This window comes from Rhizobacter sp. (genome assembly GCF_035702065.1).
Classification (GTDB): domain Bacteria; phylum Pseudomonadota; class Gammaproteobacteria; order Burkholderiales; family Burkholderiaceae_C; genus Rhizobacter.
In genome coordinates, this window is record NZ_DASSRA010000332.1 from 1 (window position 1) to 13,226 (window position 13,226).

The 13,226-nt window shown below is 67.5% G+C and carries 12 protein-coding genes, 1 other RNA gene and 1 pseudogene; 2 read left to right on the top strand and 12 right to left on the bottom strand.

Going from position 1 to position 13,226, the window contains the following annotated elements; all coding sequences use genetic code 11:
- The 5 genes and pseudogenes from VFL64_RS14835 to rnpB all read right to left on the bottom strand — a co-directional run.
- Nucleotides 1–448: pseudogene (locus VFL64_RS14835) on the bottom strand (ammonium transporter); the annotation flags it as partial.
- 171 nt (nucleotides 449–619) lie between these two features.
- Nucleotides 620–2,965, bottom strand: a complete 2,346-nt coding sequence (locus tag VFL64_RS14840; protein ID WP_489541156.1) for a diguanylate cyclase domain-containing protein — start codon at nucleotides 2,963–2,965, stop codon at nucleotides 620–622.
- 2 nt (nucleotides 2,966–2,967) lie between these two features.
- A complete protein-coding gene (locus VFL64_RS14845; protein WP_489541157.1) occupies nucleotides 2,968–4,053 on the bottom strand; it encodes a carbonic anhydrase in 1,086 nt (361 codons plus the stop codon).
- A gap of 75 nt (nucleotides 4,054–4,128) precedes the next feature.
- Nucleotides 4,129–5,334: a multidrug effflux MFS transporter gene (locus VFL64_RS14850; protein WP_489541158.1), complete on the bottom strand. Its 1,206-nt coding sequence runs from the start codon at nucleotides 5,332–5,334 to the stop codon at nucleotides 4,129–4,131.
- Between the two features lie 58 nt (nucleotides 5,335–5,392).
- Nucleotides 5,393–5,709, bottom strand: an RNA gene (gene rnpB, locus VFL64_RS14855) — RNase P RNA component class A.
- A gap of 137 nt (nucleotides 5,710–5,846) precedes the next feature.
- Between rnpB and VFL64_RS14860 the strand changes: the two genes are divergently transcribed.
- A complete protein-coding gene (locus VFL64_RS14860) occupies nucleotides 5,847–6,701 on the top strand; it encodes a helix-turn-helix transcriptional regulator (RefSeq protein ID WP_489541159.1) in 855 nt (284 codons plus the stop codon).
- Between the two features lie 9 nt (nucleotides 6,702–6,710).
- On the opposite strand, the gene VFL64_RS14865 is transcribed toward VFL64_RS14860, so the two are convergent.
- From VFL64_RS14865 to VFL64_RS14875, 3 genes are read right to left on the bottom strand one after another with little or no spacing between them, the layout of a single operon-like run.
- A complete protein-coding gene (locus VFL64_RS14865) occupies nucleotides 6,711–7,433 on the bottom strand; it encodes an NYN domain-containing protein (protein WP_489541160.1) in 723 nt (240 codons plus the stop codon).
- On the bottom strand, nucleotides 7,430–8,479 hold the full coding sequence (pyrC, locus tag VFL64_RS14870; protein WP_489541161.1) for a dihydroorotase: 1,050 nt from the start codon (nucleotides 8,477–8,479) through the stop codon (nucleotides 7,430–7,432). Before pyrC ends, VFL64_RS14865 begins: the two co-directional genes overlap by 4 nt.
- A gap of 40 nt (nucleotides 8,480–8,519) precedes the next feature.
- The gene (locus VFL64_RS14875) at nucleotides 8,520–9,257 is read right to left on the bottom strand and encodes a lipase secretion chaperone (protein WP_489541162.1); all 738 of its coding nucleotides are present in this window, start codon (nucleotides 9,255–9,257) and stop codon (nucleotides 8,520–8,522) included.
- 292 nt (nucleotides 9,258–9,549) lie between these two features.
- On the opposite strand from VFL64_RS14875, the gene VFL64_RS14880 reads away from it, so the two are divergent.
- Nucleotides 9,550–10,392, top strand: coding sequence for a poly(ethylene terephthalate) hydrolase family protein (locus VFL64_RS14880; RefSeq protein WP_489541163.1), 843 nt, complete (start codon nucleotides 9,550–9,552; stop codon nucleotides 10,390–10,392).
- Between the two features lie 66 nt (nucleotides 10,393–10,458).
- On the opposite strand, the gene VFL64_RS14885 is transcribed toward VFL64_RS14880, so the two are convergent.
- From VFL64_RS14885 to VFL64_RS14900, 4 genes are all read right to left on the bottom strand, one after another.
- On the bottom strand, nucleotides 10,459–11,193 hold the full coding sequence (locus VFL64_RS14885) for an amino acid ABC transporter ATP-binding protein (protein ID WP_489541164.1): 735 nt from the start codon (nucleotides 11,191–11,193) through the stop codon (nucleotides 10,459–10,461).
- An 11-nt stretch (nucleotides 11,194–11,204) separates the two neighbouring features.
- Entirely contained in the window at nucleotides 11,205–11,873 is a 669-nt protein-coding gene (locus VFL64_RS14890) for an amino acid ABC transporter permease (RefSeq protein WP_489541165.1), read from the bottom strand.
- Nucleotides 11,870–12,580, bottom strand: coding sequence for an amino acid ABC transporter permease (locus VFL64_RS14895; protein WP_489541166.1), 711 nt, complete (start codon nucleotides 12,578–12,580; stop codon nucleotides 11,870–11,872). Before VFL64_RS14895 ends, VFL64_RS14890 begins: the two co-directional genes overlap by 4 nt.
- 133 nt (nucleotides 12,581–12,713) lie before the next feature.
- On the bottom strand, nucleotides 12,714–13,226 hold a 513-nt coding region (locus VFL64_RS14900; protein WP_489541167.1), incomplete at its 5' end, for a PhnD/SsuA/transferrin family substrate-binding protein.

A 13,226-nucleotide genomic window follows, 5' to 3' on the forward strand; every position in this document is an offset into this window, starting at 1 on the left:
TCAGGTCCTTGATGACGCCCTGCAGGCCGAAGCGCCCGCCCCAGGCCGCGCCCTCGAACAGCGGGTACACGAGGCCGACCACGACGGCCGTGGCCATCAGCTGCGGGCCGAAACGCGCCCGCTCGGCGATGCCGCCCGAGATGATGGCGGGGATGGCCGCCGCGAAGGTCAGCAGGAAGAAGAACTTCACCAGGTCGTAGCCATTCTTCGCCGCCAGCGTCTCGGCGCCGCTGAAGAACTGCACGCCATAGGCCACGGTGTAGCCGACGAAGAAGTAGGCGACGGTCGAGACGGCGAAATCGACCAGGATCTTCACCAGCGCATTGACCTGGTTCTTCTTGCGCACGGTGCCGAGTTCGAGGAAGGCGAAGCCGGCGTGCATGGCCAGCACCATGATCGCGCCCAGAAGAATGAAGAGGGCGTCGGTGCCTTGTTTGAGTTGCTCCATGGGGGTCCCGAATCAGGGCACCCAGTGCGCACCACCACGGCGCGCAATCACATTCAAGGTGCCAAAAGCACCAAACGAACGCAAATTCTGTGCCTTTCTGGCGCGTGTGAATGCCCCAGACTGGAGCGATCTCACCGCATTGGCGCGTCAGCTTGGCACCACGGCGGTGCCTCAGGGGGCCGACAGGCGGAAGGTATTGCGTCCGCCGGCCTTGGCCTCGTAGAGCGCCCGGTCGGCGGCGGCCAGCAGGGTGGAGGGTGGCACGTGACCGTCCGGGTGGTAGGCGATGCCGATGCTGGTGCTGACGTCCCACAGGCCTTCGGGCAACTCGAAACTGCGGTTGATGGCCGCAATGATCTTGCGCGCGATGAACTGCGGCTCGGCGGGCGTGTGCAGGTCTTCGAGGATCACCACGAACTCGTCGCCGGCCAGGCGGGCGACGGTGTCGGTCTCGCGCACGCAGGCCGAGACGCGCTGCGCAAAGAGCTTGAGCACCGAGTCGCCACCGGCGTGGCCCAGGGTGTCGTTGATGAGCTTGAACTTGTCGATGTCGAGGAACAGCAAGGCCAGGGGCTGCTGCTGGCGGCGGCTGCGCGCCAGCGCGTCGGAGAGCTTCTCGTTGAAGCGCAGCCGGTTGGGCAGGCCGGTCAGCGTGTCGGTGCGCGCCATCCGCAGGAGCTGCTCTTCGGCGGTCTTCATCGCGGTGATGTCGACCGCCAGCGCGTAGATGCCGCGCACCGCCCCGCCCTCGGACACGTCGGGCAGGTAGGTGGTATGGAGGTGGCGGCTGACGCCGGCTGTGGTGGTCACCATCTCGAACTCGGTGCGCTCGCCGGCCAAGGCACGTGCCAGCAGGGGCTTGCGCGGCGCGTAGTCCTCGGGGCTCAGCATCTCCGAGACGGAGCGACCGCCCACCGCCTGCGGGTCCACGCCCATCCAGCTCTTGAAGGTGGCGTTGCAGAACTGGTAGCGCTCGTCCTTGTCGACGTAGGCGATGAGCACCGGCAGGTTGTCGGCGATGGTGCGAAGGCGCCGTTCGCCGGCGGCGCTGCGGCGCTCGGCGGCCTTGAGCGCGGTCTGGTCGGAGGCCAGCACGTAGATGCCGGCCACGCGGCCGTCGGCGTCGCGATCGGGCACGTAGTGGGTCTGGAAGGCGATCTCCTTGCCGCGGATCTGCACCTCGCCTTCGTAGGCGCTGCGCTGCCCGGCCAGCGCGTGCGCGATGTACGGCCGGTGCTCGTCGTAGCGCTCGCCCAGCGCCTCGCGCAAGGTCAGGTTGTGCAGGCGTTCGGGCGAGACCTCGTGGACCGCCATCGCCGTGGCATTGGCGAACTGGCACACCTCGTCGGCGCCGAAGTAGGCGATCAGCGCGGGCACGTTGTCGGTGATATCGCGCAGGCGGTGCTCGCTGCTCGCCAGCGCGGCGGTACGCTGCGCCACGCGCTCTTCCAGCGTGGCGTTGAGCTCGCGCAGGCGCGCGGCATCGTCGCGCTGCCGCTGCGCGAAGCGTGTCAGAGCGTCGCCCAGCAGCGCAGCCTCGCGGTACAGCGGGTTGCGGGCGGCGGAAGCCGTGCTGTCGGTGTCCAGCCCGGCGGCGAGTTCGCGCATCGGTGCGGCCAGGCGCCGCGAGAGCAGCCACAGCAGCGGCGCGAGCAGGAGGCACAGGGCACCGGCGGCCAGCAGGGTGCGCTTCTGCAACGCATGGAAAGGCCCCATGGCCACTGCATCGGGCTGGCGCAGCACCACCTGCCAGCCCAGGCCCGGGTAGCGGCCGGCGCCACGCGTCTTGGACGACACGCTGAGCGTGCCCGCGCTCGGCTCGAGCTTCTTGCCCTGCAACGCGGCCGAGCCGAGCAGCACGGTGCCGTCGGCCGAAAGCACCAGGGCCTCGGCCTGGTGCTGTTCGATCACCTGGTCGACGAGTTCGAGCTTGATCTGGGCGGCCCAGGTCCAGCTGAGGTGCACGCCCAGCACGCCGCGCAGCTCGCCATCGGCCCCACGCACCGGCGCGGCGATGTCGACGAAGCGCCAGGGCTCGGGCTGCGCGGGCAGCAGCTTCTCCAGCAACACCGCGCGGTGCACGTCGCCCACGAAGCCGGCGTTGCGCGCACCGGCGTACCAGGGGCGCGCCGAGACGTTCACGCCCTGCAGCAGGCCGTCGACGGCGGCCACGACCACGCCCTGGTTGTCCGTGAGCCCGATCCAGGCGAACTGCGGGAAGCTGGCGCGCACCTGCTCCAGCGTGCGGCGCACGGCGGGCATGTCGCCGCTGCGCGCCACCTGGTCGAGCTGGGCGATCACCTGCACCTCTTCGTAGTGCTGGGCCATGCCGCGGTCGAGCGCATCGCGCAGGGCATCGGCGTTGGTCTGCAGGAAGCGGGTGGCCTGCTGGCGGGCCTCGTCGCGCACGAAGCTGTCGATCACCAGCGTGCTGGTGAGCACCGCGGCGACGATGGCGCCCATGGCGCCGAGGAAGAGCCAGCTCGCGAGCGGCGGGCGGCGAGACAGAAGCGGCATGCTCAGTTCGAACCCTTGATCAACCGCCCGCTGGCCGCCTGGATCGGCCGCGCGTTCATCGGGTACAGGCGCGAGAAGATGCCGATCTGCTCGGGCGAGATCGACACCGGCGTGCGCATCACCATCCACAGCACGCCCTCGCTGCACGGGGGCGTGGTGAGCGAGCCCATGTAGGTGAAGTAGCCGCGCTCGGTGGGCAGCAGGCCGTTGAGGTCGATCGGCGCCTTGGCGGCGAGCTCCTCGCCTTTCTCCAGCGGCAGGTTGTTCCACACCTGCTGCACGATGGGCTGCGCGCTGCCGCGGTCGAGCAGCACGGCCACCACGGCGAGCCTGCCTTCGAGGTCCTTGTGCACGAGGTGGGCCACCATGTCGAACTGGCGGCCGTTGATGCGCTCTTCCGATGGGCGGTGGAAGTGGAACTGCACCAGCTCGAACCGCCGGCCGATCACTTCGATGCTGCTACCGGGCGACACGTTGACCTGCACCGTGTGGCCGTTGTCGATGACGCGGAAGGCACTCGGCTTGTAGTCGAACTGCACCGGGTCGAGCTGCACCGAGATCTGGTCGCGGATGTCGATCGGGCTTTGCCGCTTGCCGCTGCTGCACATGGAGAACTCGGGCTTCATCTGCCCCCAGTTCTCGGGGCCGCCTTCGCCCTGGTACGACCAATGTTCGGGGTACTTCTTGACCACTGTCTTGGGCGCGGCCGGGCGGCGCTGCGGCTCGCTCCAGTGGATGCCCGGAGGCACGTCCATCGAACCGGCACCGCCGGCGGCGGATGGCCGCGAGACCACGCGCAGCACGGCAGGGTCGGGGCTGTCGACCGTCTTGTTCGCACCGAGCTTCTCGGCCAGGCGCTCGCGCAGCTTGTCCATGCCCTCGTCGCCCGCGCCCAGGGGCGGCTTGGGTGACGGCTTCTTGGACAGCTTGCCCAGGTTTTCTTCCGCATCGGGCTCCGCCGCGCGGTTGAGCGCAGGTTTGCCCGGCGAGGTCTTGATGACCATCTCCGCCGCACGCACGGCCGGAACCAGGGCCCACAGGCCGAGGCCGAACAGCGCAGCCACCAGAGGCCGAGGCAGGGATCGCATGATGAAAAGACTCCGACACACAGCCCCGCGAAGCCGGAGCGTCTGTGCCAGATATCGGCCCCGCGGAGGCGTTCTTTAGGAAACGCGGGGCTTGACCCAGACCCAGGCCGCCAGGCCGATGCCCAGCATCGCCAGCGAGGTGGCGGCGAGCGCCAGCGTGGAATGCATCACGAGTGGCGCGATCACGCCCGCCACGAAGCCATTGGCCACGCTGCCCACGCAGGCCTGGAAGCTTGACGCCATGCCGCGCCGCTCAGGCACGAGGTCGAGCACCATCAGCGTGACGACCGGCACCATCAGCGCCCAGCCGAAGGCGAACACCGCGATCGGCACGAGCGCCCACCACACCTGCGGCGTGAACGCGAGGTTGAGCCCGAGGTTGAGCAGCGAGACCAGCAGCATGATCAGCAGCCCGTGGCGGATCTGGTGCCGGGGCTTCACGCGCCCGGCGAGCCGCCCCGAGACGAAGGCGCCGCCCATGATCCCGGCGATGGTGAGCAGGAAGAACCAGAAGAACTGCTCGGGCTTGAGCGCCAGGTGCTCACCCAGGAACACCGGCGCCGAGAGCACATAGAGGAACATGCCGTTGAACGGGATGCCGCTAGCGAGCGCCAACGCGATGAAGCGCGGGTTCGCGCCCAGCGACCAGTAGCCGCGCATCAGGTGGCGCAGGTTGAAGGGCTGGCGCTGCGTGCTGTGCAACGTCTCGGGCAGCAAGCGGTAGTTGGCCACCCACAGCGCCACACCCACGGCGGTGAGGAACCAGAAGATCGCGTGCCAGTTGAGGTGCACGAAGAGAAAGCCGCCCACCATGGGCGCGATGGCCGGGGCGATGCCGAAGTAGATCGTCACCTGCGACATCACGCGCTGCGCATCGGCCGGCGGGAACATGTCGCGGATCACCGCGCGCGAGACCACGATGCCTGCGCCCGCCGACATGCCCTGCACCGCGCGCCAGAACACCAGCGTGCCGATGTGGTTGGCCAGCGCGCAGCCCGCCGACGCGAGGGTGAACACCGCAATGCCCCACAGCACGACCGGCCGGCGGCCGAAGCTGTCGGACAGCGCACCGTGGAAGAGGTTCATCAGCGCGAAGCCGAACAGGTAGGCCGACAGCGTCTGCTGCATCTCGACCGGCGTGGCGCCCACCGACTGCGCGATGCCGGTGAAGGCCGGTAGGTAGGTGTCGATGGAGAAGGGCCCGAGCATGCCCAGGCACGCAAGCAGGAATGCGAGGGCCCAGCGCGGGGCGCGCCAGAGGGTGTGGGCGTCGGGATTCATGGGAGCGGCGAGTGTAGGAGCCCGCCCTTGCCCGCGCGGTTGCGGGGCCAAACGAAAAGTGTGAAGCAAGCCGATAGGCCGGATTCTGTGCGTGCGGTTTCCCGCACGTGACCGCCATTCCTCTGGGCCGTGCATCGCTGCACGGCTCGATGCCACCTACCCGCCAGCTCCGCGGAGCCACATCAACGCTGGCCTATTTGGTGTTGCTGCGCGTAGAGATTGCCCGTTTCACCCGAACTGAATCGGCTCGTCTCTGTTGCTCTGATCCTCACCTCACGGTGGACAGCCGTTAGCTGCTACGCCGCCCTGCGCAGTCCGGACCTTCCTCCAGTGCCGTGTTTCCACGATCGCACCAGCGGCGGTCTGGCTTGCTTCACGGGCGGGATTGTCTCATCGGCTCCGCAACGCGCCCTCTTCCGCCTGGCGGCACAGCCCATCAGGGTCACCGAGGATGGATTTCTAAACGACCGTGCACTGAAATGCACCATCAGATTCCATTCAGCTTGACCCGCATGCCCGCCCTCCCCGCTCCACACACCCTCCCGCTGCCCGAGGCCGGCCAGGATGGGGACACGCGGGACAACTCCTACGTGCTGGGGCACCACGGCTTCATCTACACCGGCTCCCAGCTCGCCAGCGGGGTGACGGTGCGCCACCCGGCCGTGTTGCTGCTGAGTGCCGACTACGCGCCCTTCCGCCTGAGCCTGCGGGAAGGCGCCACGCTGCATGCAGCGGCGGTGCTGGTCGCTCCGCTCGTGGCGCGCTCCCTGGATGCCCGCGGCGTGCCGCTGCTGAGCCTGAACATCCTGCCCTCGCACCCCGCCTTCCATGTGTTCCGCGCCATGCAGCACCCCGGCGCGGTGGCACTCGACCGGCACGCCTTCAAGCCGCTGGACGAGGACATGGCCGCGGTGCACCGCGGCACGGTGACGATCGAGCAGGCGGAGAACCTGTTCGAGGCGGTGGTGGCCGAGGCGGGGCACCAACTCCCGCCCGCCCCTGCGCCCGACCCGCGCGCGCTGGAGCTGATCCGCAGGCTCGACGCCAACCCCCACCTGAGCCTGGACGACCTGGCACGCCAGTTCGGCTATTCGCAGCAGGTGATGTCGCGCCTGTTCTCGTCGGCCGTGGGCATGTCGGTGCGCGACTATCACAACTGGCTCAAGCAACGCCGCGTGTACGACGTGCTCTACACCCCGCGCTCGCTGACGCAGGTGGCCTACTCCGCCGGCTTTGCCGACTCGCCGCAGTTCTCGCGCACCTTCCAGCGCTGGTACGGGCTGACGCCTTCGTTCGCACGCAACCCGAAGGCGGTGCGGGTGTTCATCCACGGCGGCTCGAACGAGCCGCACACGCCAGGCGGCTGAACGCCCGCTTCAGCCCACCCGGTACTGCACCTTGTTCGGCTGGCGCTCGGGCGTCAGCGCGAAGAACTCGAGGTGCTTCTTGAAGAGCTTGGTCGAGGGCGCGTTCTTGGCCAGCAGGCCCGCCCCGCGCAGCCGCTCGGCGGCAATGCCCAGTTCGATCTTGCCGCCCTGCAACAGCTCGGGCAACGCAGCCAGGATGTTCTGCACGCCTTCGGGCAGCGCCGGTGCGGGCGGAGGAGCGGGCACCGGGGCGGCCGCCTTGGGCGGCTTGGCGGCGCGCTTGCGCGCTGGCGCGGGTGCCGGCGCGGCTGCCGCCTTCTTCGTGTGCACCAGTTCGGCGAAGACGTCGTAGACCGGCTTGCATTCCTCGCCGGTCTTGCCGTGCTGGCCAATGCCCTCGACGCGGCAGCCCTTCTCGCGCAGCCGGATCACGAGCGGCGCGAAGTCGGAGTCCGACGAGACGATCACCGCCACGTCGGGCCGCTCGGACACGGCCAGGTCGATGGCGTCGATGGCGAGCGCGATGTCGTTGGCGTTCTTGCCGCTGGAGAGGTTGACGATCGGGCGGATGGAATGTGCCTTGAAGAGCTTCTGATGCGTGACCGCCGTCTCGGCCGTGCAGTACGCGCGCCGCACGTGGATGGCACCGTGCTCGGCCATCACCTTGGCCACGGCCTGCTCGATGACCGCGGCCGAGACGTTGTCGGCGTCGATCAGCAGCATGACCTTCATGCGAGTCTCCAGGCCAACGTCTCGCCACCGCGCAGCGGCTTCAGCGCGGCCTCGCCGAAGGGCAGGCTCTCGGGCAGTTGCCAGGCCTCCTTGCGCAGCGTGACGGTGCCCGTGTTGCGCGGCAGGCCGTAGAAGGCCGGGCCGTGGAAGCTGGCGAAGGCCTCGAACTTGTCGAGTGCGCCCGCGGCCTCGAAGGCTTCGGCATACAGCTCGAGCGCACTCAGCGCGGTGTAGCAGCCGGCGCAGCCGGTGGCGTGCTCCTTCAGGTGGGCGGCATGAGGCGCGCTGTCGGTGCCGAGGAAGAAGCGGTCGCTGCCCGAGGTGGCCGCGGCCACCAGCGCGCGGCGATGCTCTTCGCGCTTGAGCACCGGCAGGCAGTAGTAGTGCGGGCGGATGCCGCCGGTGAAGATCGCGTTGCGGTTGTAGAGCAGATGGTGGGCGGTGATGGTGGCGGCGGTGTGGCGCCCGGCCTCGGCCACGTACTGCGCAGCCTCGCGGGTGGTGATGTGCTCGAAGACGATCTTCAGCTCGGGGAAGTCGTGGCGCAGCGGGATCAGCTGGGTGTCGATGAAGGCCGCCTCGCGGTCGAAGAGGTCGATGTCGGCGCTGGTCACCTCGCCATGCACCAGCAGCAGCAAGCCCTCGCGCTGCATGGCCTCGAGCGTGGCGTAGGTCTTGCGGAGGTCGGTCACGCCGGCATCGCTGTTGGTGGTGGCGCCAGCGGGGTAGAGCTTGACGGCCACCACGCCGGCTTCCTTGGCGCGCTTGATCTCGTCGGGTGGCAAGTTGTCGGTGAGGTACAGCGTCATCAGCGGCTCGAAGCTCGTGCCCTTCTCTTTCAAAGAGACAGGTACAGCGGCACGAATGCGCTCGCGGTAGGCCACGGCCTGGGCCGCGGTGGTCACCGGCGGCTTGAGGTTGGGCATGATGATCGCGCGGCCGAACTGGCGGGCGGTGTCGGGCACCACCGCGGCTAGCGCGGCGCCGTCGCGCACATGGAGATGCCAGTCGTCGGGGCGGGTGATTGTCAGGGTCGTCATGGTCATGGGCGCGATTTTCGCAGCTGCGCCCACCGACCGGGCGCCGTCAGGACGATGGCTGTGACGCCGCCGCGTCGAACGGCGGGATCATCTCGCGCTTGTCGGCCGGCAATTGCGCGCGCAAGGCCTCGATGGCCTGCCGCTTCTGATCAGGACTGAGCGCGCCGTCCATCTGCACGAAGCTCGCTTCCATCGACAGGCGGGCGTAGCGGTCGTCGTCGCCGAACAGGGCCTGTGCGGTGGCGCCGTCGAAGTGGCGGCGCTTCACGCTGTCCATCTGGTCGAAGAACGCAGCGGCCTGCTCTCGGGTCTGGGGAATGCCCAACGGCATCATCTCGCGCTGCACCTCGCGGGTGTAGCTGCGGTAGCCGTTGACGAGCTTGTAGGCCTTTTCGGCCTCCTCCTTGGGCAGGCCGGCGCGCAGCGTGCGCTCCAGGCGCTCCAGGTCTTGCGCGCTCGGCTCGGGCGGCAGCGCGTTGACCAGTGCCTCGATGGAGGCGCGCGTGTCGGCGTCGACCACCAACCCGCCGCCGAAGCCGAGCTGGAACAGGCGCGCCGCATCCATCGTGAGGCCCATTGCGTCGGAGATGGTGACCGCCCCATCCGCCGCGCCCCCCGTGGCGGTGGAACTGGTGCTCGGCCCGGCGACTAGCGCCGGCGAGGCGGCCGGGGCCGGGCCGACCGCCGCAGCGGCATCGTCGGCCTCGGATCGCCAGGGCTGCGCCCACCAGACCGACGCCACCACGGCGGCGCCTGCAAGAATCAATAGTGCACGCATGGTCATTTACACCCTTCCAAACCCTCGCCAGTACACCACAGGCCAGTCCGGCTGCACCTCGTGGCAGACCCGTAACCGGGGCCCAGCCAGCGCACTCCGACCCTTCCGATCCCTTGTGAAAACAGGGGTTCCGGCGGCTTCCAGCGCTTAACACAAAACAGCGACGGAGTCTTGATCGCAACCGTAGCTCGGAAGCGAGCAGAGCTTAATTTGCACGATGGGTCAAAAATACACTCCGGATTGGCCGGGCAGGGCCTGGGCCACCCACCACTCCCTAAAACATGAAACAGGAGACACCATGAAACTGCAAAACCTCATCAAGGCGACCGTCCTCGCGGGCGCGGCGCTGCTTGCGTCCAGCACCTTCGCCGTGCAGATCGGCCCCAACCCGACCAAGTCGTCGCTGGAAGCCAGCCGCGGCCCCTTCAGCACCAGCCAGTTCACCGTCAGCCGCCCGAGCGGCTACGGCGCGGGCACCGTGTACTACCCGACCAACGCCGGCGCCAAGGTCGGCGTGATCGCCATCGTGCCGGGCTTCCTGTCATACCAGAGCAGCATCAACTGGTGGGGCCCCCGCCTGGCCTCGCACGGTTTCGTGGTCATCACCATCGACACCTACACCACCAGCGACCAGCCGGCCAGCCGTTCGCGCCAGCAACTGGCCGCCATCGACCAGGTGGTTGCGCTGGGCAACACCAGCAGCAGCCCGCTCTACGGCAAGGTCGACGGCACCCGCACCGGCGTGATGGGCTGGTCCATGGGCGGCGGCGGCTCGCTGATCTCGGCCAAGAACCGCCCCTCCATCAAGGCCGCGGCACCGCAAGCCCCGTGGGCGAGCCTGGAGAGCTTCTCGTCGGTGACCGTGCCCACGCTGATCTTCTCGTGCCAGAGCGACATCGTCGCGCCGGTGGCCACGCACGCCAACTCGTTCTACAACGAGATGTCGCGCAACCCCAAGCAACTGCTGGAAAAGACGCTGGGTGACCACTTCTGCATGAACTCGGCCAACGCCACCGTGGGCCTGAAGGGCGTGTCCTGGATGAAGCGCTTCGTCGACGGCGACACCCGCTACACCTCGTTCGCCTGCAGCAACCCGAACGCCCTGGGTTTCTCGGACTTCCGCACCGCTCGTTGCAACTGATCGACGCGCACTGAGCAAAAAGCCCCGGCTCGCCGGGGCTTTTTTGTGGGTCAGGCCGGGGTTCGCTCAGTGCTGCAGGATCTTGGACAGGAAGTCCTTGGCCCGCGGCGAGCGCGCATCGGGGTTGCCGAAGAACTCGTCTCGGGTGCAGTCCTCGACGATCTTGCCGGCGTCCATGAAGATCACGCGGTGCGAGACCTTCTTGGCAAAGCCCATCTCGTGCGTGACCACCATCATGGTCATGCCTTCTTGCGCGAGCTTGACCCTCACGTCGAGCACCTCGCCCACCATCTCGGGGTCGAGCGCAGAGGTGGGTTCGTCGAACAGCATCACGATCGGGTCCATGCTGAGCGCGCGGGCGATGGCCACGCGCTGCTGCTGACCGCCGGAGAGCTGGCCGGGGAACTTGTCCTTGTGCGCCATCAGGCCCACGCGGTCGAGCATCTTGAGGCCGCGCGTCTTGGCCTCGTCGGCATTGCGGCCCAGCACCTTGATCTGCGCGAGCGTGAGGTTCTCGGTCACGCTCAGGTGCGGGAACAGCTCGAAGTGCTGGAACACCATGCCCACGCGGCTGCGCAGCTTGGGCAGGTTGGTCTTGGGGTCGGTGATGGAAGTGCCATCGACCACGATGTCGCCCTTCTGGATCGGCTCCAGCGCGTTCACGGTCTTGATGAGCGTGGACTTGCCCGAGCCCGACGGCCCGCACACCACGACCACTTCGCCCTTCTTGATGCTGGTGGTGCAGTCGGTCAGTACCTGGAAGCTGCCGTACCACTTGGAGATGTTCTTGATGTCGATCATGGCAAGGGCCCCTATCGAATGATTTGAATCTTCTTCTGCAAGCGGCGCACGAGCATCGACAGGCTGAAGCAGACGACGAAGTAGACGACGGCGGCGACGAGGTAGGTCTCGACCGGCCGGTTGAAGTTCTTGCCGGCGACCTCGAAGCCCTTGAGCAGATCGTAGGCGCCAATGGCGTAGACGAGCGAGGTGTCCTGGAACAGGATGATGGTCTGCGTGAGCAGCACCGGCAGCATGTTGCGGAAGGCCTGCGGCAGCACGATGAGCTGCATGGTCTGGCGGTAGGTCATGCCCACCGCGTAGCCTGCGAACACCTGGCCGCGCGGCACGCTCTGGATGCCTGCCCGCATGATCTCGGAGTAGTAGGCGGCTTCGAACACCGTGAAGGTGATGATGGCTGACAGCTCCGCGCCCATGGGCCGCCCGATGAGCAGCGGAATCAGCAGGAAGAACCACAGGATCACCATCACCAGCGGCACGGAACGTAGCGTGTTGACGTAGACGGAGGCCGGGACCACCAGCCACTTCTTGCCCGACAGGCGCATCAGCGCCAGCAGGGTGCCGAGGATGATGCCGCCGACCATCGCGACCAGCGTGAGCTGCACCGAGTAGATGAAGCCCTTGACGACAAAGCTGCTGATGACGCCCCAGTTGAGGAAGCTGAAGTCGAGGGCTGTCATCGGCCTGCTCCCAGGGTGCCGGGAATCTGCAGGCGCCCCTCAATGAAGATGGCGATGCGGTTGATGGCAAAGGCCGAGACGAAATACAGACCCGTCACCGCCAGGTACACCTCGATGCCACGCGAGGTCTCTTCCTGCGCCTGCATCGCGAACATCGTGAGCTCGGCCACGCTCACGGCGAAGGCCACCGACGAGTTCTTGATGATGTTCATGCTCTCGCTGGTGAGCGGCGGGATGACGATGCGAAAGGCCATCGGCAGCAGCACATAGCGGTAAGTCTGCGGCAGCGTAAGGCCCATCGCGAGGCCGGCGTAGCGTTGCCCCTTCGGCAACGCCTGGATGCCGGCCTTGACCTGCTCGGACACACGCGCCGAAGTGAAGAAGCCGAGCGCGAACACCACCAGCACAAAGCTCGGCACCTGGCGCAGGCTCAGAAAGATGGAAGGCAGCACGTGGTACCAGAGAAAGATCTGGATCAGCAGCGGGATGTTGCGGAACAGCTCGGTCCAGGCCTCACCGAAGAGCGCCACCGCCTTGTTGGGCACGGTGCGCAGGATGCCGATCAGCGAGCCCACCACCAGCGCCACCACCAAGCCCAGCAGGGCCACCGACAGCGTCCAGCCCCAGGCGGACATCATCCACTCGAGGTAGGTGCGGCCCCCTCCGTCATCGCGCAGGAAGACCTGCCAGTCCCATGTCTGCCCCAAGGCGCGCTCCTCTTGTGATGTGCCCTGGCGACCTCGTGGGCCCCAAGGAAAAGCGCGGCCGGTGAATCCCGTGCCGCGCTCCGAATGTAAGCAAGCCCTGCGCCAATGGCGCTAGGGCTTACCTGAGTGCCATTTACTTCTTGGCGTAGTCTTCCATCGGCTTGTCGTTGGGGTTCGCCCATGCGTCCTTGGTGGCTTGCGACAGTGGCAGGCCGACCTTGGTGTTGCTCGGCGGGATCGGCTGCATGAACCACTTGTCGTAGAGCTTGGCCAGGTCGCCGCTCTTGATCATGCCCTTGATGCTGTCGTCGACCGCCTTCTTGAAGGCCGGGTCGTCCTTGCGCAGCATGCAGGCGATGGGTTCGACCGACAGCACCTCGCCAACGATCTTGAAGTCGGCCGGGTTCTTGGACTTGCTGATGTTGCCGGCGAGGATCTGGCCGTCCATCACGAACGCATCGGCGCGGCCCGATTCGAGCAGCAGGAAGCTGTCGGCGTGGTCCTTGCCGAACAGCTCCTTGAAGTCGACGCCATTGGCGCGCTCGTGCTTGCGCAGCGTCTGCACCGAGGTCGTGCCGGTGGTGGTGGCGACCGTCTTGCCGACCAGGTCCTTGATGGAGTTGATGCCCGAGTTGGCCTTGGTGGC

Bases quoted from the DNA above. Each gene is read 5' to 3' on its own strand.
- VFL64_RS14885 (WP_489541164.1), bottom strand. From the start codon at position 11,193: ATGATCGACATCAAGAACATCTCCAAGTGGTACGGCAGCTTCCAGGTA.
- VFL64_RS14880 (WP_489541163.1), top strand. From the start codon at position 9,550: ATGAAACTGCAAAACCTCATCAAGGCGACCGTCCTCGCGGGCGCGGCG.
- VFL64_RS14840 (WP_489541156.1), bottom strand. From the start codon at position 2,965: ATGCCGCTTCTGTCTCGCCGCCCGCCGCTCGCGAGCTGGCTCTTCCTC.
- VFL64_RS14890 (WP_489541165.1), bottom strand. From the start codon at position 11,873: ATGACAGCCCTCGACTTCAGCTTCCTCAACTGGGGCGTCATCAGCAGC.
- VFL64_RS14875 (WP_489541162.1), bottom strand. From the start codon at position 9,257: ATGACCATGCGTGCACTATTGATTCTTGCAGGCGCCGCCGTGGTGGCG.
- VFL64_RS14845 (WP_489541157.1), bottom strand. From the start codon at position 4,053: ATGCGATCCCTGCCTCGGCCTCTGGTGGCTGCGCTGTTCGGCCTCGGC.
- pyrC (WP_489541161.1), bottom strand. From the start codon at position 8,479: ATGACCATGACGACCCTGACAATCACCCGCCCCGACGACTGGCATCTC.
- VFL64_RS14860 (WP_489541159.1), top strand. From the start codon at position 5,847: ATGCCCGCCCTCCCCGCTCCACACACCCTCCCGCTGCCCGAGGCCGGC.
- VFL64_RS14850 (WP_489541158.1), bottom strand. From the start codon at position 5,334: ATGAATCCCGACGCCCACACCCTCTGGCGCGCCCCGCGCTGGGCCCTC.
- VFL64_RS14865 (WP_489541160.1), bottom strand. From the start codon at position 7,433: ATGAAGGTCATGCTGCTGATCGACGCCGACAACGTCTCGGCCGCGGTC.